Annotated in this window: 19 protein-coding genes; 2 read left to right on the top strand and 17 right to left on the bottom strand. The window is 65.5% G+C overall.

The window, feature by feature from the left end:
* Window positions 1-21: 21 nt before the first annotated feature.
* The 17 genes from ACE3OV_RS17940 to creD form a co-directional block, all read right to left on the bottom strand.
* A complete protein-coding gene (locus tag ACE3OV_RS17940) occupies window positions 22-897 on the bottom strand; it encodes an RnfABCDGE type electron transport complex subunit B (RefSeq protein WP_374328877.1) in 876 nt (291 codons plus the stop codon).
* 450 nt (window positions 898-1,347) lie between these two features.
* On the bottom strand, window positions 1,348-1,860 hold the full coding sequence (locus tag ACE3OV_RS17935; RefSeq protein WP_374328876.1) for a hypothetical protein: 513 nt from the start codon (window positions 1,858-1,860) through the stop codon (window positions 1,348-1,350).
* 108 nt (window positions 1,861-1,968) lie between these two features.
* Window positions 1,969-2,352 (bottom strand): aspartate 1-decarboxylase, encoded by a 384-nt coding sequence (gene panD / locus ACE3OV_RS17930; RefSeq protein WP_374328875.1) that lies wholly within the window; start codon window positions 2,350-2,352, stop codon window positions 1,969-1,971.
* Between the two features lie 78 nt (window positions 2,353-2,430).
* Window positions 2,431-3,780 carry an HlyD family type I secretion periplasmic adaptor subunit gene (locus tag ACE3OV_RS17925; RefSeq protein ID WP_374328874.1) on the bottom strand — a complete coding sequence of 450 codons (1,350 nt, stop codon included), beginning with the start codon at window positions 3,778-3,780 and terminating at the stop codon, window positions 2,431-2,433.
* 1 nt (window position 3,781) lies between these two features.
* Window positions 3,782-5,518 (bottom strand): type I secretion system permease/ATPase, encoded by a 1,737-nt coding sequence (locus ACE3OV_RS17920; protein WP_374328873.1) that lies wholly within the window; start codon window positions 5,516-5,518, stop codon window positions 3,782-3,784.
* 96 nt (window positions 5,519-5,614) lie between these two features.
* Window positions 5,615-7,009, bottom strand: a complete 1,395-nt coding sequence (locus ACE3OV_RS17915; protein WP_374328872.1) for a hypothetical protein — start codon at window positions 7,007-7,009, stop codon at window positions 5,615-5,617.
* A 116-nt stretch (window positions 7,010-7,125) separates the two neighbouring features.
* Window positions 7,126-7,950 carry a pantoate--beta-alanine ligase gene (gene panC / locus ACE3OV_RS17910; protein WP_374328871.1) on the bottom strand — a complete coding sequence of 275 codons (825 nt, stop codon included), beginning with the start codon at window positions 7,948-7,950 and terminating at the stop codon, window positions 7,126-7,128.
* Window positions 7,951-7,977: 27 nt separating this feature from the next.
* Window positions 7,978-8,796 carry a 3-methyl-2-oxobutanoate hydroxymethyltransferase gene (panB, locus tag ACE3OV_RS17905; protein ID WP_374328869.1) on the bottom strand — a complete coding sequence of 273 codons (819 nt, stop codon included), beginning with the start codon at window positions 8,794-8,796 and terminating at the stop codon, window positions 7,978-7,980.
* Between the two features lie 61 nt (window positions 8,797-8,857).
* Window positions 8,858-9,340 (bottom strand): 2-amino-4-hydroxy-6-hydroxymethyldihydropteridine diphosphokinase, encoded by a 483-nt coding sequence (gene folK, locus ACE3OV_RS17900; RefSeq protein WP_374328868.1) that lies wholly within the window; start codon window positions 9,338-9,340, stop codon window positions 8,858-8,860.
* A 1-nt stretch (window position 9,341) separates the two neighbouring features.
* On the bottom strand, window positions 9,342-10,673 hold the full coding sequence (gene pcnB / locus ACE3OV_RS17895; RefSeq protein ID WP_374328867.1) for a polynucleotide adenylyltransferase PcnB: 1,332 nt from the start codon (window positions 10,671-10,673) through the stop codon (window positions 9,342-9,344).
* A 48-nt stretch (window positions 10,674-10,721) separates the two neighbouring features.
* Complete coding sequence (locus ACE3OV_RS17890; RefSeq protein ID WP_374328866.1) at window positions 10,722-11,390, bottom strand: HAD family hydrolase; 669 nt, start codon at window positions 11,388-11,390, stop codon at window positions 10,722-10,724.
* On the bottom strand, window positions 11,387-12,040 hold the full coding sequence (gene hda, locus ACE3OV_RS17885; RefSeq protein ID WP_374328864.1) for a DnaA regulatory inactivator Hda: 654 nt from the start codon (window positions 12,038-12,040) through the stop codon (window positions 11,387-11,389). The genes ACE3OV_RS17890 and hda overlap by 4 nt, the downstream gene beginning before the upstream one ends.
* A 3-nt stretch (window positions 12,041-12,043) precedes the next feature.
* A complete protein-coding gene (locus ACE3OV_RS17880; RefSeq protein WP_374328862.1) occupies window positions 12,044-12,799 on the bottom strand; it encodes a TerC family protein in 756 nt (251 codons plus the stop codon).
* Window positions 12,800-12,817: 18 nt separating this feature from the next.
* Complete coding sequence (gene tyrS, locus ACE3OV_RS17875; RefSeq protein ID WP_374328861.1) at window positions 12,818-14,092, bottom strand: tyrosine--tRNA ligase; 1,275 nt, start codon at window positions 14,090-14,092, stop codon at window positions 12,818-12,820.
* A gap of 153 nt (window positions 14,093-14,245) precedes the next feature.
* Window positions 14,246-15,646 (bottom strand): reverse transcriptase family protein, encoded by a 1,401-nt coding sequence (locus ACE3OV_RS17870; RefSeq protein WP_374328860.1) that lies wholly within the window; start codon window positions 15,644-15,646, stop codon window positions 14,246-14,248.
* 258 nt (window positions 15,647-15,904) lie between these two features.
* Window positions 15,905-17,209, bottom strand: coding sequence for a glycoside hydrolase family 3 N-terminal domain-containing protein (locus ACE3OV_RS17865; protein WP_374328859.1), 1,305 nt, complete (start codon window positions 17,207-17,209; stop codon window positions 15,905-15,907).
* On the bottom strand, window positions 17,209-18,540 hold the full coding sequence (gene creD / locus ACE3OV_RS17860; protein ID WP_374328858.1) for a cell envelope integrity protein CreD: 1,332 nt from the start codon (window positions 18,538-18,540) through the stop codon (window positions 17,209-17,211). Before creD ends, ACE3OV_RS17865 begins: the two co-directional genes overlap by 1 nt.
* 236 nt (window positions 18,541-18,776) lie before the next feature.
* On the opposite strand from creD, the gene ACE3OV_RS17855 reads away from it, so the two are divergent.
* The gene (locus tag ACE3OV_RS17855) at window positions 18,777-19,121 is read left to right on the top strand and encodes a hypothetical protein (RefSeq protein ID WP_374328857.1); all 345 of its coding nucleotides are present in this window, start codon (window positions 18,777-18,779) and stop codon (window positions 19,119-19,121) included.
* A 146-nt stretch (window positions 19,122-19,267) separates the two neighbouring features.
* On the top strand, window positions 19,268-20,428 hold the full coding sequence (locus ACE3OV_RS17850) for an ATP-binding protein (protein ID WP_374328855.1): 1,161 nt from the start codon (window positions 19,268-19,270) through the stop codon (window positions 20,426-20,428).
* Window positions 20,429-21,027: the final 599 nt, after the last annotated feature.

The raw sequence follows: 21,027 nt of genomic DNA, 5'->3' as shown, positions 1-21,027 counted from the left end.
TGACTCCGTGGATTTGCAAATTCAGTGTGCCAGCGGCAGGGCTTCCTGGCGCAGGATGCGGCGCGCGGCGGCGCCCTTGACGGCGTGGTCCGGGCGCTCGTACCAGACGATGGCGCCGGTCGGGCAGCGCTCGATGGGGTGGCGGCTGGCCAGTTCGTTGAGCTCGTAGTTGATGCTGGCGAGATTGCCGTTGAGTTTGATCAGTTCGCCCGGCGCGTCCTGGACGCAGCGGCCGCAGGCGGTGCAGGCGACTTCGCAGGCGGCTTCGGCGGTCGGCCCGTCCGCCTGGTTGCGGCAGGCCACCCACAACTGGCGGCTGAGCGGTTCGACGCTGAACAGGCCTTTCGGGCAGATTTCGACGCAGTCGTTGCAGCCGGTGCATTTGTCGACATCGACCTGCGGCAGGCCGTGGCGGTCCATGGTAATGGCACCGAAGCTGCAGACGCTGGCGCAGTCGCCGAGTCCCAGGCAGCCCCAGGCGCATTCCTTGCCGCCGCCGGCAACGACGGCTGCCGCGCGACAGGAGGGGTGGCCGGCGTAGCGGGCGCGCAGGAAGGCGACGTGCTGGCCGCCCGAGCAGGCCAGGCGGGCGACCTTCTTTTCGACCGTGCCGGCGGCGATGCCGAGATAATCGGCGATTTCCTGGCGTTGTGCCGGCGAGCTTGCCGAGCAGGCAGCGGGCTGCACGGCGCCGCCCACCACCTTCTCGGCGAAGGCGCGGCAGCCGGCTTCGCCGCAGGCGCCGCAGTTCGATTTGGGGAGGCGGCCTTCGACTTCGTCGATACGCGGATCTTCAAGCACCGCCAGTTTCCGGCTGGCGAACGCCAGCATGCCGCCAAGCGCGAGGCCGAGCGCCAGCATGAACAGACCGGAAACAGCCAGATTCGCAAAACCCATCCACCGCTCTCCACAAGCAAAATGCGATTGCCTCGCCAGGTCGGGACGACGGCGAAGAATGCGCGAAAGATATTTCAAGAGAATTGTCTGGAGACCGCGGGGGGGCCTTGAGGGCTGGAGTGCGGCATCCATCACGGGGCAGTCGGAGGTCGGATCCAGCCTGCGGGAGGGGGAGGCGGGTTGATTGCTCCCCCCGGTGGCATGAAAGCAGTTGCGCCGCGTTCATGTTCGTGAGGTGGCCGAGTATAAGGAAAACCTGTTGCGTTGCAACAAAAATTGATTGCGTATCGCGGAACTATATTTCACCGATCTTGTCGCCGCTGCCGGAGCCCCATCCGGTGGCGCTTTCCAGCCTTTGCCGAGGCCCGGGCATTGAGCAAAAAAGGCGGGCGAAACAAGCTTCTTTCGCCCGCCTTTGGCGGTCAGGGAGGCCGCGTCTGGCGCGGCGGATCAGATCACGCGCAGGAGCAGGCTGCGCAATTCCTCGGCGCGACGCTTGCCGTCGCGGGTCTGGACGATGGCGTTGAACCAGGGGGCGAATTGCTGACGCAATTCTTCATGGCTGGTCGCGGCGTAGGCGGCTTCGACGATGTCCAGATGAGCGAACGGACCGCAGAAGGTCTTCAGCGTGTTCTGGATGAAATTGCGCGCCAGTGCCATGTCCTTGGGACTGGGCGGATCGGGCGGCGGACGGAAGGCGTCGATGGCCGGCAGCGGCCCGGCAGGCATTGCCTGAGGGGTGCCGGTTGCGTTCAGCAGACCACCGATTTCGATGAATCCGGATTCCTCGAGCAGGCCCAGGGTGTGCTGCAGGTCGTCGCTCTGCAGCAGTTCGCGCAGTTCGTCGACGCTGCGCTTGCCGTCGACCATGATCAGCACCCGTCGCTGGCGTGGCGTCAGCCCGCCGCTCTTCTGCGTCAGTTCGGTCTGGCCTTTCTCTGTCTTGGCGAAAATCACGCCCATCAATCGTCTCCAGCTTCTTGTTAAACATTGTGGAACGAATTGTACAGAAAAAGAAAAGCCCGCCAATGGGCGGGCCTTCGCGGCAGGACTGCGTCGAAACTGCGCTCGTCAGGCGGCGGCCTGGACCGGAATCTTGTGACCGCGGCGGACGATGCGGTTCTGCGAGTCGACGTAGATCAGCGACGGTTCGTGTCTGGCCAGTTCGACTTCGGTGTACGTGGCGAAGGTGGCGATGATCAGGATGTCACCGGGTGCGGCACGGCGGGCAGCCGAGCCGTTGACCGAGATGACGCCCGAGCCGCGTTCGGCACGGATGGCATAGGTCGTGAAACGCTCGCCGTTGTTCACGTTCCAGATGTCGATCTGCTCGTATTCCTTGATGTCGGCCGCTTCCAGCAGATCTTCGTCGATCGCGCACGAGCCTTCATAGTGCAGATCGGCGTGGGTTGCCGTCACGCGATGCAGCTTGGATTTCAACATCGTTCTCTGCATGGCTTCACTCATCCAGACAGTTGGGGGAAGCGAATTTTAACGGCATTGCCCCCCGTGTCAACGATCTTTTTGGCGGATTCACTGCTCCCGGAAGGTGCGGGCGAGCACGTTGCTGAGCGGTTGCACGATGTATTGCAGCAGGGTGCGTTCGCCGGTCTTGACGATGACTTCAGCGGGAATCCCCGGCTGGATCTGCAGGCCCAACTGTTGCAGCTTGCTCAGGCCGGTGGCAGTGAGCTGGATGTGACTGTTGAAGTAGGGCAGGCCGCTGTGCTGGTCGACCAGACGGTCGGCGGCCAGGTAGACCAGCTTGCCTTCGACCACCGGGGTCGTCGTTGCCTTGAAGCCGGTGAAGCGGATGTCGGCGAGTTGTCCGGTGTGCACGGTGTCGACGTCGGCGGGCGAGATGCGCGCTTCGATCAGCAGCGCGGCACCGGCCGGCACGATGTCGAGGATCGGCGTGCCGGCACGCAGCACGGCGCCCGTCGTGTTGACCTGCAGACCCATGACCTGACCAGCGACCGGGGCGCGGATGCTGGCGCGCTCGACGCGGTCGGCAAGCGACAAGCTCTTCTTGCGCATCTCGTCGAGACGCTTCTGGATTTCGGTCAGGGCATCGACATCCTGGGTTCGGAATTCGGACTTGCGGAAATCGATCAGCATCCGGGTTTCCTGCTGCTGGACCTGCTGGTTGGCGATGTTGGCGTCGTTTTCGGCAATCTCGGCCTGCAGTTCGGAAATCAGCCGCTCCGTCTGGTTCAGCTTGTGCCGGCTGATGAAGTTCTTGGCCACCAGGCGCTGCAGGTCGGCGAGTTCGGATTCGAGGGAGCGCAGGGTGTCGTGCTTGCTGCCGTTGATCCGGGAGAGGCCGGCAATCTGCGATCCCGATTGCTGGATGCGCCCCTCGAGCACCCGCAGCTCGCCGCTGCGCGAGGCGCGGCGGGCGTTGAAGAGGGCGGTCTCGCTCTGCATCAGGCGGGCAGTTTCCGGATCGGTCGCGACAAAATCTTCCGGGAAGGCGATGCTGCTGGCACCCTGCAGTTCGGCCTTGAGGCGGGCTTCGCTGGCGAGCAGCGCCTGGGTCTGGCTGCGCGCGACGTCGAGATCGGCCTGGAACTGGGTCTGTTCGAGGGTGATCAGCACCTGATCGCGCTCGACATGGTCGCCTTCACGGACGTGAATCTGGTGGATGATGCCGCCTTCGAGGTGCTGCAGGGTCTTGCGATCGAGTTCGACCTTGACCACACCGGGGGCGACGACGGCGCTGCCGATTGGCGCCAGGGCCGCCCAGCCGCCAAACAGCACGAAGGTGCTGACGACGACGAAGAAGCCGACGCGGCGCGCGCGTCCCTCTTCGACGATGCCGTCGAGCGAGCGGTCTTCGCCCAGCACCAGGGCCTTGCTGCGGAGTTCCTTGTGGGGGTGCATCTCAGACGACTTCCTTGAGCTTGGGCGGCGGCGCGTGGCGATTCAGTTCGGCCAGCACGGCGTCGCGCGGACCGAACATCGACAGGCTGCCGTCGGCGAGGACCAGCAGCTTGTCGACGGCGGCCAGTACATTGGTCTTGTGGGTGATGATGAAGACGCTGGCGCCATCGCGACGCAGCATCTGCAGGGTGTCGAGCAGGGCCATTTCGCCCTGGTGGTCGAGGTTGGCGTTGGGCTCGTCGAGGACGACCAGGCGCGGTGAGCCGTAGATGGCGCGGGCGATGCCCAGACGCTGGCGCTGACCGCCGGAAAGGTTGGCGCCAGCGTTGCCGAGCAGGGTGTCGTAACCCTGCGGCAGGCGCAGGATCATGTCATGGATGCCGGCGTTGCGCGCCGCGGCGACGACCTTTTCCGGATCCCGGGTGCCGAAACGGGCGATGTTGTCGCCGACGCTGCCTTCGAACAGTTCAATGTCCTGCGGCAGGTAGCCGACGTGCGGGCCGAGCTCGGCCTTGTTCCAGGTGAAGATGTCGGCGCCGTCGAGGCGGACGCTACCCTTGGCGCAGGGCCAGATGCCTAGCAGGGCTCGCGCCAGCGTCGATTTGCCGGCGGCGCTCGGGCCGATGATGCCGGTGATGGTGCCGGCGCGGACCTGGAAATAGATGTCGTGCAGCAGCACGCTGTTGCTGCCGGGGGCGGTGACCGTGATGTTGTCCACCAGCAGTTCGCCCTGCGGCGCTGGCAGCGACATGTCGCTTTCCACCAGGTGGTCGTGGTGCAGGCTGGTGTTCAGGCGCTTGTATTGTTCCCTGGCCTGGGCGAACTGCTTCCAGATGCCGAGCATCTGGTCGATCGGGGCCAGGGCGCGGCCGAGCAGGATCGAGCCGGCGATCATCATGCCCGGCGAGATCTCCTGCTGAATCGCCAGGTAGGCGCCGAGGCCGAGGATCAGCGACTGGATGACGATGCGCAGCGTCTTCGAGAGCGCGGTCAGCATCGACGAGGTATCAGCCGCCGCGTTCTGCTTGAGCATGGCGCTCCTGGTGCGCTTCAACCAGTGCTGCCGGATCAGGCCGAGCATGCCCATGGCAGCGATCACTTCGCCGTTGCGGTAAAGCCGGTTCAGGGAGGCGTTGGCCTCCTCGTATTCCTGGCCCGATTCCTTTAGCGGCTGGCGGGTGAGGCGTTCGTTGGCGACCGTGATGGCGATCAGGAGCAGGGCGCTGAGCACGCCGGCAACGCCGATCCAGACGTTGAAGGCGAACATCACGATGAGGTAGAGGGGAACCCAGGGCGCATCGAAAAAGGCGAACAGGCCGTTGCTGGCGATGAACTGCCGGATGCCCTTGAGATCTTGCAGTGGTTGCGTGCCGGACACCAATCCGCCGGAATAGACCGCCTGCCGGTAGCCGACGTCGAAAAGCGGTGTCGCCAGCAGGATGTCGAGGCGGTTGCCGACCCGCCGCATGATGTCCTGGCGCGCCCAGTCGAGCAGTCCCATGGCGGCCATGAAGACGAGCAGCAGCAGGGTCAGGACATAGAGCGTCGGCAAGCTGCTGCCAACCACGACCCGGTCATAGACCTGCAGCATGTAGATGGCCGGCACCAGCATGGCCAGGTTGATGAACATGCTGAAGGCGGCGATGCTCAGGAAGCTGTTCTTGCAGAGCTTGAGTGCCTGTTCCAGAGTGGCGTGGGGGTGCGGGAAATGCAGGGGCGGCAGGATGTGGCGGTTCATCCGTGGGCAGGCTCACGATACGGGGTTGCGAAAACCAAAAAAGGGGGCTTGCGCCCCCTGTGTCCGAGTTGCTCAATCAACTCGCTGCAGCTTGGATTAGATCATATTGCTGACGTCAGTGTTGAAGCACTGAATGTTGTACACGTCCTCAATGAAGTTCGGGTCGATGTAATCGTTGACCGGGACAGCGCTGGCGTCGATGAACTGCAGATCCTCGAACCACCAGGCAGTCATCTTTTCGCCAGTGGCGTTGTTGGTGATCTCCAGCTTCTTGCCATTCCAGCTCGAATCGACTGTGTAGTCAGCGGCGTCACCAACCAATTGCAAGGTGTCATTGCCAAGGCCGCCATCGACCACGCTGCGGTCGGCGAAACCTGCCAGCGCCAGGGTGTCGTCGCCCAAGCTCATATAGACGCGACCATCGTTCTGGCCGACATAGACCGTGTCGTTGCCGCAGCTGGCATCGACGATGCATGCGTTGGTGCCGATCCAGGCGGTGTCCTGGCCGTCGCCGAGGTTGACGCAGTTGGCACTACCCCTGACCACCAGTTGGTCGTCGCCGGAACCGAGGCAGGTGGTCTTCAGGTTGCCGTCGACCTGCAGGCTGTCGCTGTCCCAGTGGCCAATCACCGAGCAGTCAACGTTGCCCGAGATGTAGGCCTGGTTGTTGCCGCTGCCCATGTTGATGTGGTCGGCGTTGCCATAAATCACGAAGCGGTCGTTGCCGTTGCCGGTGACCAGGCAGCCGACATCACCGCCGGTAACGGCGTTGCCGCCAGCAACGCCGACGAGGACAGCGTTGTCGCCGTCGCCCAGGCAGGCATGCTTGAGATTGCCGCCGGTCTTGACCGCGTCCACGTCGCCGCAGCCGATGATCGACTCTGCATTGCCGTCGACGACGATACAGTTGTCACCGCCGCCCATGTTGGCATGCTTGAGGCTGCCGAAAACGAACATGCGGTCACTGCCACTACCGGCGACCAGGCAGTCAGCATTGCCGCCGGTGACGATCAGATTGTTGCCGCTGCCAACGCAGGCATGCTTGAGATCGCCTGTGACGAGGACAGTGTCGTTGTTCTGGCCGGTGATGACACAGTCGGCGCTGCCTTTGACGGTGACCGTGTTGTTGCCGTCGCCCAGGTTGGCGTGGCCGAGGTTGCCGCCAACGGTGACTTGGTCGTCGCCGCCGCCGCAGGCGTTAACGACGCAGCCGAGGTTGCCGCCGACCTTCAGGGTGTCGTTGCCGCTGCCCAGCAGCACATGTTTGGCGTCGCCGCCGATGTCGATCTGGTCGTCGCCCTTGCCAGCGTCCACGCAATCGACGCTGCCGGCGATGGTGATGCTGTCGTTGCCGTCACTGGTGTTGACGTAGTTGGCATTGCCGCCGATGGTCAGCGTGTCATTGCCCTTGCCCAGCCAGACGTTGCGGATGTCGCCGGGAATGTCGTAAGTGGAATCGATGGTGTCGCGATCGATGAGGTCTGTCGCCATTGCCTGTACTCCTTGAAAAATGCGCTTGGCGCGTGGTCAAGATGATTTACGCGGAGGAGTTTATGATAAAAATGCATTTCTTTTGTAAAGAAATGCATCAGGCATGATGGTGGGGTTCAGACCTCCAGATTGTCGATCAGGCGGGTCTTGCCGAGCCGGCTGGCAGCGAGGATCACCAGCGGTTGGTCGAGGTTTTCCGGCGCTGCCAGGTCGTGACGGCGACGGATCGCGATGTAGTCGGTTTGCCAGCCGGCAGCCGCCAGTTTGGCCGTGGCGGCCTGTTCGAGGCCGGCAAAATCGGCGTTGCCGGCGCGCAGTTCGGCGGCGATTTCGTTGAGCGTGCGGTAGAGGCGCGGCGCTTCGGCGCGCTCGGCCTCGCTCAGGTAGCCGTTGCGCGACGAGAGCGCGAGGCCGTCTTCGGCGCGCACCGTTTCGCCGCCGATGATGGCGATCGGCAGTGCCAGTTGGCGCGTCATGTTGCGGATCATCATCAACTGCTGGTAATCCTTCTTGCCGAACAGCGCGACCTGCGGCTGGACGCAGTTGAACAGCTTGGTGACGACGGTGGCGACGCCGCGGAAGTGGCCGGGGCGGAATTCGCCGTCGAGGATGTTCTGGATGCCCGGCGGCTCGATCAAGTATTCCTGCGGCTCCGGGTAGAGGTCGGCCTCGGTCGGCGCGAACAGGACGTCGACGCCGGCGGCGGCGAGCTTGTCGCAATCGGCCTGAAAGGTGCGCGGATATTTGTCGAAATCCTCGTTCGGGCCGAACTGCAGGCGATTGACGAAGATCGATGCGACCACGGTGTCGCCGTGCGCGCGGGCCTGTTCCATGAGGCTGATGTGGCCGGCGTGCAGGTTGCCCATGGTCGGGACGAAGACGATGCGGCCGCGCTGGGAGAGGGCGGCGCGCAGGTCGGCGATGGCGGAATGGATTTGCATGGCGTTGGGGGGTGTGGGCCGGCGGGATCAGCCGGCGTAGGTATGTTCCGGGCCGGGGTAGCTACCGTCGCGAACGGCAGCGGCGGCGCGGCAGGCGGCGTCGTGCAGCGAACTGGCGCCGTCCATGAAGTTGCGGACGAACTTGGCCTTGCGGCCGGGCGGGATGTCGAAGGCGTCATGGACGACCATGACCTGCCCGGAGCAGTCCTTGCCGGCGCCGATGCCGATGGTGATGATGTGCAGCGCGGCGGTGACTTCGGCGGCGAGCGCGGCGGGGATCGCTTCCAGGACGATCATCGTCGCGCCGGCTTCCTGCAGTGCCAGCGCGTCGTCCTTCAGGCGCTGGGCGGCGGCTTCGCCCTTGCCCTGCACCTTGTAGCCGCCGAGCACGTGCACCGACTGCGGCGTCAGGCCGAGGTGGCCGCAGACCGGGATGCCGCGGCTGACCAGGAAGCGCACCGTCGCTGCCATCTCGGCGCCGCCTTCGAGCTTGACCATCTGGGCGCCGGCGGCCATCAGGGCGACGGCGTTGCGGAAAGCCTGTTCGGGCGATTCCTGATAGCTGCCGAAAGGCATGTCGGCGAGGACGAAGGCGCGCTCCGAGCCGCGCTTGACGGCGGCGGTGTGGTAGGCGATGTCGGCGACGGTGACTGGCAGCGTCGTGTCGTGGCCCTGAACGACGTTGCCCAGCGAGTCGCCGATCAGCAGGCAGTCGATTCCGGCGCCGTCGAGCAGGCGCGCGAAGCTGGCGTCGTAGCAGGTGAACATGACGACCTTTTCGCCGGCCTGGTAAAGCTTGGCCAGGTCGGCCTGGGTCAGGCGGCGGGTGACGGTTTGTGCGGACATGGGGGATTCGCTCCTATGAATCGGACGCCTAGGATACACAGCGGCGCCGTGGCTGCAAGTGTCAGGCGTCGAGCCGCCGGATGCCCTGGGTGGCGACCGCCGGCAGCCAGGCGGCGAGCGTGCCGCGGCCCGGGATGCGCAGTGCCGGGTCGAGGTCGGCCAGTGGCAGCAGGACGAAGGCGCGCAGGTGCAGGCGCGGGTGCGGCAGGGTCAGACGCGGCGTCGAAATGACCTGCTGGTCGTAGAGCAGCAGGTCGAGGTCGAGCGTGCGCGGGCCATTGCGTTCGCCGCGCAGCCGGCCGAACTGCTGTTCAATGGCGAACAGTGCGTCGAGCAGCGCCTCTGGGGGCAGCGTGGTTTCGATATGGGCGGCGGCGTTCACGAAGTCCGGCTGGCCGGTCAGGCCGACCGGCGCGCTCAGGTAGAGCGCCGAGCGGGCGAGCAGGCGGCTGTCCGGAAGTTCAGCGAGCGCGGCAAAGGCGGTGCGGAGCGTGGACGCCGGGTCGCCGAGATTGGCGCCCAGGGCGATGTAGGCAATGGCCATCTCAGGCTTCGGGTTCGGCGGCCGGTTTCTTGCGCTTGCGCCGGCGCTTCTTCTTGTCGCCGGCGGCTTCCGGCAGCAGCATGTTGGCGCGGCGCTCGCCGTCGGCATGCTGGAAGGCCGTCCACCAGGCACCGATTTCGCTGTCGATCTCGCCGGCTTCGCCGCGCAGCAGCAGGAAGTCGTAGCCGGCGCGGAAGCGCGGATGTTCGAGCAGCGCGTAGGGGCGCTTGCCGGTGCGCTGTTCGAAGCGCGGCTGCAGGGCCCAGATTTCCTTGATGTCGCCAGCGATGCGGCGGGTGATCGCGAGCTTCTCGGCTTGTACGTCGAGCACCGTATCCATCGCCTGGTAGAGCGCCGGAATCTTCGTCTCGCCGGCGGCCATGAGCTTTTCCCAGTGCGCCAGGACTTCGTGCCAGAGCAGGGTGGCGAACAGGAAACCGGGCGAACTGCCCTTGCCGCGGCGGATGCGCTCGTCGGTGTTGGCCAGCGCCGCCATCACGAAGCGCTCGCCCATCGGCTGTTCGAGGATCACGTCGAGCAGCGGCAGCAGGCCGTGGTGCAGGCCCTCGTCGCGCAACTGGGTGATGCACTTGACGGCGTGGCCCGAGGTCAGCAGCTTGAGCATTTCGTCGAACAGGCGGGCGGCCGGGACGTTTTCCAGCAGGCCGGCCATCTCGCGGATCGGCTTCTTCGCCGCCGGGTCGATGGCGAGACCGAGCTTGGCCGCCAGGCGCACGGCGCGCAGCATGCGCACCGGGTCTTCGCGGTAGCGGGCGCGCGGTTCGCCGATCATGCGCAGCGTCTTCGCCTTGAGGTCGCCGACGCCGTGGTGGTAGTCGAGCACCGTTTCCGTGGTCGGGTCGTAGTACAGCGCGTTGGCCGTGAAGTCGCGGCGCGCCGCGTCTTCCGCCTGGCTGCCGAAGACGTTGTCGTGCAGCACGCGACCGTGTTCGTCCTTCTTGGTGTCTTCGCCGAGCTCGCCGCGGAAGGTGGTGACCTCGATCTGCTCCTGGCCCATCATCACGTGCACGATCTGGAAGCGGCGGCCAATGATGCGCGAGCGGCGGAAGGCGCGCTTGACCTCTTCCGGCGTGGCGTCGGTGGCGACGTCGAAATCCTTCGGCTCGGCGCCGATCAGCAGGTCGCGCACGGCGCCGCCGACGACGTAGGCCTTGAAGCCTTCGGCCTGCAGGGTCTCGCAGGTGCGCCGGCTGCCGCTGGAGATACGGTCGCGGGTGATGCCGTGGCCGGAGACCGGGATGACGACCGGTTCGTTACGGCCGGCGCGGTTGTTCTTGCCGCTGAAAACGCGGGAAATGAATTTGCGGATCACGAGTTCCTGAGGGGCAGGCGCATGGGGCGCGACGTAAAGACGGGGATTTTACCGCAAAGTGATGATTTTCCAGCCCATTTCGCTCGCGTAAGCGTGCAGTCTGTCGTCCGGGTCGACGGCAACCGGCATTTTTACCTGCTTCATCAGCGGCAGGTCGTTGTGCGAATCGCTGTAGAAGCTGGTGGTCTCGAAGCTTCCCCACCACAGGCCGTGCGCTTCCAGCCATTGTTCGACGCGGACGATCTTGCCCGCCTGGAACGACGGCGTGCCGGTCGGCGTGCCGAAGAAGGTGCCATCCTTCAGATCGACCGCCGGAATCGTGCCGATCAGGTGCGGGATGCCGAATTCGCGGGCGATCGGGCCGGTGACGAAGCTGTTGGTGGCGGTGACGATGGCGCACAGGTCGCCGGCGTCGAGGTGTTCGCGGACCAGGGCGCGCGCCTTGTCGCCGATGATCGGGCGGATGTGGCGGTCCATGAATTCCGCATGCCAGGCGTCGAGTTCCTGGCGCGAATGGCGGGTCAGCGGCGCCAGCTGGAATTCGAGGAAGGCGCCGATGTCGAGCGTGCCGGCCTTGTAATGCTCGTAGAACTCGACGTTCTTGGCTTCCTGGATTTCCCGGTCGACCGCGCCCTTGGCGATCAGGAACTGCGCCCACTCGAAATCGGAGTCGCCGGCGATCAGAGTGTTGTCCAGGTCAAACAGGGCGAGGTTCATGCGGGGCTTTCGTGATTGAGCAGTTCGCGCAGCAAGGGCAGGGTAACGGCGCGTTTGTGTTCGAGGGTGTGCTGGTCGAGGGCGACGATGAAGGCCGACAGCCAGCGCATGTCGCGCGGCGCGTGGCGCAGCAGGTAGTCGATCGCTTCCGGTGGTAGCTTCAGTGCCCGCTCGCGCGCCTGGGTGGCCAGTGCCGCCGCCTTTTCGGCGTCGCTCAGCGCCTGCAGGCGGTAGATCAGGCCGGAACCGAGGCGGGTGCGCAGGTCCTCGCGCAGCGCCAGGTGGGCGGGCGGCTGGGCGGCGGCGGTGAGCAGGCGGCCGCCGTCCATCTTGAGGTGGTTGAAACAGTTGAACAGCGCGATCTGGCCGGCGTCGTCGAGCGACTCGACGTTATCGACCGCTACCTGCATGGCGTCGCCAAGCCCGTGCAGCGCCGGATCGGCCGCCGCGTCGTGGTAGGCGAAAGCGCTCGCCTGCAGCAGGTGGCTGCGTCCGCAACCGGCGCCGCCGTACAGGCAGAAGGCGGTGTCGGCGGGCGAACCGGCGAGCCAACCGGTGAGCGCGGCAACCGTCTCGGCGTTGGGGCCGGTGACGAAATTGTCCAGGCTGGGCGCACTCTCCGGCAGCAGGTCGAGCAGCAACTGGCGCATCGCTCAGCCTTCGCCTTCTTCGCGCACGTAGGGCTCGCGCAGGTCGACCGGCTTGGCGGCGTTCTTGCGCAGGCGCAGGTTGAGCATCTCGACGCCGACCGAGAAGGCCATCGCGAAGTAGATGTAGCCCTTCGGCACATGGTGGCCGAAACCGTCGGCGATCAGCACGACGCCGACGACGACGAGGAAGGACAGGGCCAGCATCTTGATCGTCGGGTGGTCGGAGACGAACTTGCCGATGGCGCCGGCGAACAGCATCATCAGGCCGACCGAGGCGACGACGGCGGCGATCATCACGCCCACCTCGCGCACCATGCCGACGGCGGTGATGATCGAGTCGAGCGAGAAAACGAGGTCGATCAGCATGATCTGCACGATGACTCCGGCAAAGCTGTTGGCGATCTTGCGCGATTCCTCGCCTTCCTCGCCTTCGAGCAACTGGTGCACTTCGCCGGTACTCTTCCAGAGCAGGAACAGGCCGCCGCCGATCAGGATCAGGTCGCGCCCGGAGAAGCCGGTATCGAAGACGGTGAACACCGGCTCGGTCATGCCGACGATCCACGACAGCACCAGCAGCAGGCCGATGCGCATGAACATGGCGAGGAAGAGGCCGAGCTTGCGTGCGAACTCCCGGGTTTCCCTGGGCAGCTTGTCGACAATGATCGAGATGAAGATGATGTTGTCGATGCCGAGCACCAGCTCCAGCGCGGTCAGCGTGAAGAAGGCGATCCAGATTTCGGGATTGAACAGGAAGTCCATGACGGTTCCGGGTGAGGGTTATTGCCAGCGCAGCATCGCGTACTGCTTCTTGCCGCGGCGCAGGATGCTGAAGCGGCCGTAGAGGCGGTCGTCGCCGACGAGGCGGTGGTCGAGCGAGTCGGCCTTGATGCCGTTGATCGTTACGCTGCCGCCCTGGATGAAAGTGCGCGCTTCCGACTTCGACTTGGCCAGGCCGCTTGCCGCCAGAGCGTCGATCAGGCTGTCGGCGGCGCTGTCGAGCGCGATGCCGGGCATGCCGTCCTGGGCCAGTTGCTCGAGGTCGTTCTCGGTCAGGTCGGCGAGCTGGCCGGAGAACAGGCATTCAGTGATGCGCCGTGCCGCCATCAATGCAACTTCGCCGTGCACCAGGCGGGTGGCTTCCTCGGCCAGGATGCGCTGGGCTTCGGGCTTGCCGCCGCTGGCCTGGTCCGTCGCTTCGATCTCGTTGATGCGCGCCACCGGCAGGAAGGTGAAGAACTTGAGGAACTTGTAGACGTCGGCGTCGGCCGTGTTCAGCCAGAACTGGTAGAAGGCGTAGGGCGAGGTCTTCTTCGGGTCGAGCCAGACGGCGCCGGATTCGGTCTTGCCGAACTTGGTGCCGTCGGCCTTGGTGATCAGCGGCACGGTCATGCCGTAGACCTGGGTGTGGTGCAGGCGGCGGGTGAGGTCGGTGCCGGCGGTGATGTTGCCCCACTGGTCGGAACCGCCGACCTGCAGCACGCACTGGTGGCGCTTGTAGAGTTCGGCGAAGTCGTAGCCCTGCAGCAGGCTGTAGGAGAACTCGGTGTAGGAAATCCCCTGGTCCTCGCGCACCAGGCGCTGCTGCACCGATTCCTTCTTGATCATCGCGTTGACCGAGAAGTGCTTGCCGATGTCGCGCAGGAATTCCAGGCAGTTCATGGCGCCGAACCAGTCGTGGTTGTTCGCCATCAGCGCCGCGTTGGCGCTGTCGAAGCTGAGGAAGGGTTCGACCTGGCCGCGGATCTTGCCGACCCAGGAAGCGATCACGTCCGGTGTGTTGAGCTTGCGCTCGGTGGCCTTGAAGCTCGGGTCGCCGATCATGCCGGTGGCGCCGCCGACCAGCGCGATCGGCTTGTGGCCGGCCTGCTGGAAGCGCTTGAGGATGAGCACCGGCACCAGGTGGCCGAGGTGCAGGCTGTCGGCGGTCGGATCGAAGCCGCAATACAGCGTGATCTTCTCCTCCTGCAGCATTTTGTCGAGCGTTTCCGCGTCGGTGAGCTGGGCGATCAGGCCGCGCTCATGCAGATCCTGAAGCAGGGGGGACTGGTACATCGGTGAAATCTCCACGGGAGGGGCGCCATGCCAATGGAACGGGCGCCGGAAAAACGGACGCAGGATTTTAGCAGAGCGGGCGGGGGGCGGCGGTTTTTCGCGCTTTGCCTGCGGGCGAGCGGGCTTTGCCGTTGGCCACGGGAGATGGCGCGATCACGCCCAGTCGATCTGCCCGAACAGCGCCAGCAACTTCTCTCCTTTGGCCGGATTCACTTGCCGCAACCAGGCGAGGCGGCCTTGCAGGTGGGCGCGGAAATCCGGGTGCTGATCGCGGTTCTGTTCCCTTGGGCCGTGGCGGCGGCAGTTGGTGAGGATGGCTTTCAGCCGGTCGTACTCGGCGCGCGGCAGGTTGGGATGGCGGTTGATGAGCAGACCGGTCAGCATCTGCGCCTGGCTGGCCGGGCACAGGCGGGTCTTGCGCCAGTTCGGGGCAAAGCCCTCCTGAATGATGATTTCCTCGACCAGGAACTGGATGCGGCGGGCGCGGGGCGCATCGTCCACAGGCAGCGAAAAGGCGAGGTCGTCGACGTAACGGCTGTAGCCGCTGCGACATTCGCGGGCCAGTCCGGCCAGTCGCAGGTCCAGCCGCCAGGCGCAGAGGTTGGCCAGTGCCGGCGAAGTCGGTGCGCCCTGCGGCAGGTGGCGGCTGGCGAAGCGTCGCGCCCATGCCTGCGCCTGGCGGCGGCTTTCCAGGCTGGCATATTCGTCCTGCGGCACCTGGCGCAAGACGCGCATCGGCGTTGCGTGCGTGCACAGTTGGGTCAGGCAGTGCGCGCTGGCCGCTGGGTAGCCGAGGGTGCGGAACAGGGCAAAGACGCGCCCGGCCGGGATGCTGGCAAAGAAATCGCGCAGATCCATTTTCAGCAGCAAGGGCGAGGCGGCGTGGCGGCGGGCATTGTCGACCACCGACAGACCGCGCACGCAGCCGGTCGCCGCCGCATGCGCCGGCACCTTGTCGAGAATGCCGTGCAGGATGCGGCGCTGGATGGCGCGCAGCGTTTCCTTGGGCGCTTCGATCAGGCGCGCGCCGCCGCTCGCCTTGCGCAGCCAGCGATAGCGGTAATGATCCAGCTTCGGCTGGCTTGGCGCTACCTGCCAGTTGCCGCAGAACCAGGCCAGTTCGTTGGGCAGCAGGCCGAGCCAGTCGGCCAGCTCGCCGGGCGTGGCGAGTGCCGGCACGGCCAACCCGGCGAGCGCGGCGGGCGGTTCGCCCATCGGTGGATGAAAGGCGAAATGGGCGCGGATGCGCGGACGGATGCACCAGGGCAGAAAGGCCTGGCGAAAGTGGCGGTAAGCCAGCACCGCTTCGAGCAGCGCGTCGTGCTGGTGGGCGGTGAACGGCGCGCCGAATTCCTGGCGCAGATGCAGGACCAGCGACGGCAACCAGCGCGGATTCTCGCCCAGCGCGTGGCGGCCGCGTTCGCGCAGGCTGGCGGGGTCGGAGCTGCCAGCGAGGAAGGCGTGCACCAGTCCCCTGGCGACCGCGCGCATGGCCCTGGCCGGCAGCAGGTCCTCCGGGTCGAAGTCGTCGTCGCGGTCGTCGGGATCATCCATGTTGCGCGCCTGCGGGCGTGGCGCCCTTTCCAGCCTGTCGTGTCCTGCCTGAACCGGCCACGCCAGCGGCGTGTGAGGTTCAGGCGATGAAAAGTCCAACTGCGAGAAAACCGCCGGGGTAGCCCCGGCGTGGCCGGATTGCAGGCAACCCGAACCCGCCTGGAAAGGCGTGCCACGCGGCAAGCCTAGTGCAGCGCCGGAGGGGCGTCAATGACGCGGTACTGTGTTCAAGGCCCGCTCAGGGGCGCGGTTCGCCGTCTATTCCCTGCGCAGCGTGCCGGTCAAGGTCGCCAGCCCTTGCCTGCTTGCCGCCAGGTTTTCTGCCGTCAGTCGCCCGTCTGCCAGCGCCGCTGCCGCGCCGTAAACCGCCCGGTAGACCTGGCGCGGGTCGTAGCTGACCAGTACCAGGTCGACGCCGGCGGCCAGCGCTTCGCTTGCCACCTTGCCGATGCCGAGGTCGTAGACCGCGCCCATGTTGAGGTCGTCGGTGAGCAGCACGCCGTCGTAGCCCCAGTCCTTGCGTAGCAGGCGGACGACGGCCGGCGAGTGCGATGCGGCGCGTTGCGGGTCGAGCGCTTCGAGCGTGACGTGGCCGAGCATCAGCGCGCTGCCGGCGTGGCCGGCGAGGCTGCGGAAGGGTAGCCAGTCGGTGGCCAGTTCGGCAGGCGTTTCGCTCAGCCGGGCCGGGTGCAGGTGAGTGTCCCGGTCGACCCGGCCGAGGCCGGGAAAATGCTTGAGCGTGCCGCGTACGCCGCTGGCGGCGAGGCCGTCGAGGTAGCCGGCGGCGATTTCGGTGACGTCTTCCGGATCGCTGCCGATGGCGCGCGCCGGGATGTCGCTGAACCTGTCGCCGGCAGGTCGGTCAGCCGGGCGCAGGTCGACCACCGGGCCGAAGTTGAGATTGACGCCGAGACCGGCCAGCGCCTGGCCCTGACGCGCGCCGTAGGCCTGCGCGGCGCGGCCGGGGTCGGGCTGTTCGGTGACGCCGGCCAGCGGCGGCAGGCGTTCGAGCAGTGGCGACAGGTGATTGACCCGGCCGCCCTCCTGGTCGGCGGCGACGATCAGCGGCGGCAGGCCGGCCTGTGCACGCAGCGCCTGCAGGCCGGCGATCTCGGCGCGCACGTCGGCCAGGCTGCGGCCGCGCACGTTGCGTCGGCCGATGTAGATGCCGCCGATCAAGCCCTTGGCCGCCAGTTCGCGGACTTCGTCGAGATCGGTGTAACCGACGATGAAATGCCCGCCGACCGCGCGCATTGTCGGCCCGGCGGCGAGCACCGCCTGGCGCTGCAGGCGGTAGTCGAGCGCCTGCCAGCCGAGCAGCAGCCCGATACCGAGCAGCAGCACGCGGGCGATGCCAGGCAGCCGCCGCCAGCAGAGCAGGCCGAGCAGCGGCAGCACCCAGAGCAGCGCGCTTTCGACGTGACGCAGGCCGAACAGCAGCGGGTGCTGGTAATACCAGGCCGAGGGCAGCAGCACCAGCGGCCACAGATTGGCCGCCAGTGTCGCCGCGCCGGGCCGGCGGCGCGCCGGGGCGCCGCGCAGGGGCAGGGCGAGCGCCGCCATCAGGCCTGCTCCGTCTTGCCGGCCAGACTGTGCCAATCGACGCGGCGGGTGGCGAGCATGATCGTGCCGAGTGCCGTGAAGAGGAGCAGGGCGCCCATCAGCAGTGCGTTGTCTTCCGAAAGCAGGACGCCGTACAGCACCCCATACAAGCCGGTGAGGCCGCCGGCAAAGGCCAGCCCGCGCCGCGCGCCGCCCAGCGCGCCGGCCAGGTAGAAGCCGATCAGCGCGATGCAGGCGAGCGAGGACAGCCCGTAAGCCAGCGCGAACGACAGGTGTTCGGACAAGGCGATGAGGAGCAGGAAGAAGAGCGCCAGCGCCAGCCCGACCAGCAGGTACTGCATCGGATGGATCGGCGCGCGGCGCAGGATTTCGGTGAGAAAGAAGCCGGCAAAGGTGAGGACGATGAACAGGATGCCGTACTTCACCGCCCGCTCTGATTGCAGGTAAACATTCACCGGATCGACGAAGTCGATGGACAGGGCCTCGCCCGAAGTCGGGTCCAGCGCCCGGTCGAAATCGCGGGCGAGGTGGGAAATCGCCCACTGCGCATCGAAGCCGTCGGCGCCGACGCTGCGCTCGCGCGGCAGGAAGCGGCCGCCGAAATTGGGATGCGGCCAGTCCGACTTCAGGTGAATCCGGTTGCTCTGCGCGCTCGGCGTGATCGCCAGGCGGGTGGTGCCGGTCAGCTGCAGCGGAAAGCGCACGTCGAAACTGTGCGTCTTGCTCGGGTCGATGCGCCCCAGCGGCACGATCAACTGTGGCATCTTCAGCGCTTCGCCGGTCTCCAGCCGGTTGCCCGGCGTGATGAAACGGAAGGGCTGGCCATTGATCGTCACCTCGGGATCGACATCGACCCCGCGCGGATCGGCCACCCCGAGCACCAGCGTCGCCTCGGCATCAAGCAGCGTGCGCTCCGGCGCGCTGGCGGCGAAGGGCTCGATCACCAGCTTTGCCTGGTTGGCCAGGTCAAGATGGAACAGCCGCGCCTGGTAAATGCCGCGATGGCGGTTCTCCACCCGCGCCGCGCCGTCGATGTTCAGGCTCTCGGCGGAGATCAACTGGCGCTGCGTCTCGATGCGCGACACCGTGCCGGTGATCTTGCCGCTGGCCGGATCGCGCGTCGGCTCCTGCACCTGCTCGCGGAATTCGAGCAGGATCACCGGCCCGACCAGCGTCTGTGCGCCGGCCGAACTGTTGGCAATGTTCTGCTGCACCTCGTGCTGGCGCTGGCTACGATCCCGAATCTGCCCCTCGATCAGCGCCAGCGGCACCAGCAGCAGGATGGACATGACGACAACGGCAATAATCTTGAACAGCAACTTGCGGTCCATGAAAGGCTCCCTGAGTGAATGACGGAGCCAGTCTCGCCGCCGCAAGTGAGGGCAGGGCGAAGTCGGGGCGGGGGATTGTGAAGCGGGGGTGAAGTGGGCGGTCGACCACCGCAAGCCGCAGCATTCCATGGCGCGGGAGTAAGCCAATGGAATGCTATGATCCCGCCCACTTGCCCTCCCTGGCTGTGCGCTGAACGATGGCTCCACCCGCTTCCGAACCCGAAAACCGTGTCCAGGTGTGGACTGCCCTGGCCGAACTTTTCGTCGCGCGCGAATTGCAGGATTACGACTACCGAAGCATCGCGCAAACGCTGCGCGCGGCGGAGGTCGGCGCGGCGGAACTGGCGAACATCCTGCGCGACGAAGTGGCGCCCGTCTTCATCGGTAACTTCAGCGGGCTCAACCCGATGCCTGAAATGGAAGGCTGGTCCGAGAACGAAGTCCGGGAAAGGGTGCCCGCTGCCATGGCGCGTTCCCGGGGATGGTGGCAACGGCAGTTCAGGCGCTTGCGCCCGGACCCGCTACGGCATCCCGTGCTGCAGGAGCGTTACCGGATCGTCTTGGCTCTGCTTGGCGAGTGACGGCGGCAGTCCGCTTTCCCGACCCGGTGCCGAGGCTTGATCCCGGATTGCTGCTCGTATCGCTGGTTTGTCCGCCCACTCCGGTTTGTTGATGCTATTCTTTGCAAATCGAAATCAAAACTTTCGATTTGCAAAGAAAGGTCTCCATGTATCCACGCCAAGCCCGTGCAGCACTGGAACGACTGGCCCGGGGGTTTCCGGTGCTGGCCATCACTGGGCCGCGCCAATCCGGCAAGACCACGCTGGCCAAAGCCTGTTTCCCCGACAAGCCCTATGTCTCGCTGGAAAACCCGGATGAGCGCGAATTCGCCGAACACGACCCCAAGCGCTTCCTGGCGCGTTTTCCGGAAGGCGCGGTTCTCGATGAGGTGCAGCGCTGCCCGGCCTTGTTGTCCTGGTTGCAAGGCGTGGTCGACGCGCGGCAGCTCATGGGGCAGTTCATCCTGACCGGCTCGGCCCAGTTCGACCTGATCGCCGGAATGAGCCAGTCGCTGGCCGGGCGGGTTGGGCGCGTCGAGCTATTGCCCCTGTCGCTGCCGGAAATGCAGGACGGCGGCTGCGTGCCGCCGACATTGGATCGCCTGTTGCTGAACGGCGGGTATCCGGCAATCTACCTGCGCGAACTGGCGGCCAGCGACTGGTTTTCCAACTACGTGGCGACCTATCTGGAGCGCGATGTCCGGCAGATCATCGCGGTGCGCGATCTCTCCCAGTTCCAGCGCTTCGTCCGCATGTGCGCGGCCCGCTCTGGGCAACTGCTCAATCTGGCGGCGCTCGGGGCGGATTGCGGCATCTCGGCGGTGACGGCGCGGGAATGGTTGTCGGTGCTGGAAGCCAGCTATCTGGTCACCCGCCTGCCGCCGTATTTTCAGAATTTCGGCAAACGCCTGGTCAAGTCGCCCAAGCTGTATTTCCTCGATGTCGGCCTGATGGCCTGGCTGTTGGGCATCCGTGACGAAGCGTCGATCAGCACCCATGCCGCCCGCGGCGCCCTTTTCGAAACCTGGGTGGTGTCAGAACTGATCAAGCAGCGTTTCAACACCGGCCAGCCCGCCGACCTCTACTTCTGGCGCGACAGCTCGGGCAACGAAATCGACGTGGTGTACGAAACGGCGGACGGACTGCAGCCGGTCGAAATCAAATCCGGCAGCACCTTCGCCGCCGACTGGCTGGACGGTGTGAAGAAATGGCAGAAGTTCAGCGCCGACACCCCAAGCCGCAAGCCCATCCTGATCTACGGCGGTGAGGATAGTCATGAGCGGGAGGCCTGCCGCCTGACTGGCTGGCGAGATGTGGTCAGGAGGTGAATTCAGGGGGGCGGGTTGCCCAGTCGGCGGGCTGAATTGGTGCTGGCCACGCTTGTGAATCGCGGTATCGAAAGCGAGACGGAACTGAAGGTGACGGGAAAATCTTGAGCGGCAATTTGCGGTCCATGGATGGCATTTCGAGTGAATGACAGAGCCAATCTTGTTGCCACAGGAGAGGGCAGGAGAGGGCAGGGCGACGTTGAGGTCGGGGGGCAATCGGTCGAAACGGAAGTTCTGCAACCGGCCAGGGGCGGAAATTCGTCCACTCAGGAGAGCCGTCACTTGAACGGCTGCTGCGCCCTGAAACCTGCTCGTCGAAAGGCCTATGAAAGGATCTCGGATGAAGCTGCTCTTCAGTAAGTCTGTTAGTCTGTGCGGAATGCGTCGATCACCTGTCACTCATAAAGCTGCTTGTCTTGGAAAGCCGAGCCGAGTTAGTTCTCCCGACAGTGAATCATAGAAGGAAGCTGGATATTAACCCGGCAAATATATAGGGCGTTTGTGGTATGATATTGGCATGGATAAAGAAGACGCCCGCAAGCTCAGTCCAGAGCAACAAAAGGAGAAGCGCAAGATAGCGCTTCGCATGCGAATGAACG

Origin of the sequence: Azonexus sp. (assembly GCF_041909095.1) — a bacterium.
Lineage (GTDB): Bacteria > Pseudomonadota > Gammaproteobacteria > Burkholderiales > Rhodocyclaceae > Azonexus.
Note: the sequence above shows the minus strand (reverse complement) of the source record. Positions and strands in the feature narration are given on the sequence as shown.

Excerpts from the sequence above, each read along its gene's own strand:
- tyrS (WP_374328861.1), bottom strand. The coding sequence starts at position 14,092 with ATGTACCAGTCCCCCCTGCTTCAGGATCTGCATGAGCGCGGCCTGATC.
- creD (WP_374328858.1), bottom strand. The coding sequence starts at position 18,540 with ATGGACCGCAAGTTGCTGTTCAAGATTATTGCCGTTGTCGTCATGTCC.
- panD (WP_374328875.1), bottom strand. The coding sequence starts at position 2,352 with ATGCAGAGAACGATGTTGAAATCCAAGCTGCATCGCGTGACGGCAACC.
- panC (WP_374328871.1), bottom strand. The coding sequence starts at position 7,950 with ATGCAAATCCATTCCGCCATCGCCGACCTGCGCGCCGCCCTCTCCCAG.
- panB (WP_374328869.1), bottom strand. The coding sequence starts at position 8,796 with ATGTCCGCACAAACCGTCACCCGCCGCCTGACCCAGGCCGACCTGGCC.
- hda (WP_374328864.1), bottom strand. The coding sequence starts at position 12,040 with ATGCGCCAGTTGCTGCTCGACCTGCTGCCGGAGAGTGCGCCCAGCCTG.
- ACE3OV_RS17870 (WP_374328860.1), bottom strand. The coding sequence starts at position 15,646 with ATGGATGATCCCGACGACCGCGACGACGACTTCGACCCGGAGGACCTG.
- ACE3OV_RS17850 (WP_374328855.1), top strand. The coding sequence starts at position 19,268 with ATGTATCCACGCCAAGCCCGTGCAGCACTGGAACGACTGGCCCGGGGG.
- ACE3OV_RS17880 (WP_374328862.1), bottom strand. The coding sequence starts at position 12,799 with ATGGACTTCCTGTTCAATCCCGAAATCTGGATCGCCTTCTTCACGCTG.
- ACE3OV_RS17915 (WP_374328872.1), bottom strand. The coding sequence starts at position 7,009 with ATGGCGACAGACCTCATCGATCGCGACACCATCGATTCCACTTACGAC.
- folK (WP_374328868.1), bottom strand. The coding sequence starts at position 9,340 with ATGGCCATTGCCTACATCGCCCTGGGCGCCAATCTCGGCGACCCGGCG.
- ACE3OV_RS17925 (WP_374328874.1), bottom strand. The coding sequence starts at position 3,780 with ATGCACCCCCACAAGGAACTCCGCAGCAAGGCCCTGGTGCTGGGCGAA.
- ACE3OV_RS17920 (WP_374328873.1), bottom strand. The coding sequence starts at position 5,518 with ATGAACCGCCACATCCTGCCGCCCCTGCATTTCCCGCACCCCCACGCC.
- ACE3OV_RS17890 (WP_374328866.1), bottom strand. The coding sequence starts at position 11,390 with ATGAACCTCGCCCTGTTTGACCTGGACAACACTCTGATCGCCGGCGAC.
- ACE3OV_RS17865 (WP_374328859.1), bottom strand. The coding sequence starts at position 17,209 with ATGGCGGCGCTCGCCCTGCCCCTGCGCGGCGCCCCGGCGCGCCGCCGG.
- ACE3OV_RS17940 (WP_374328877.1), bottom strand. The coding sequence starts at position 897 with ATGGGTTTTGCGAATCTGGCTGTTTCCGGTCTGTTCATGCTGGCGCTC.
- ACE3OV_RS17935 (WP_374328876.1), bottom strand. The coding sequence starts at position 1,860 with ATGGGCGTGATTTTCGCCAAGACAGAGAAAGGCCAGACCGAACTGACG.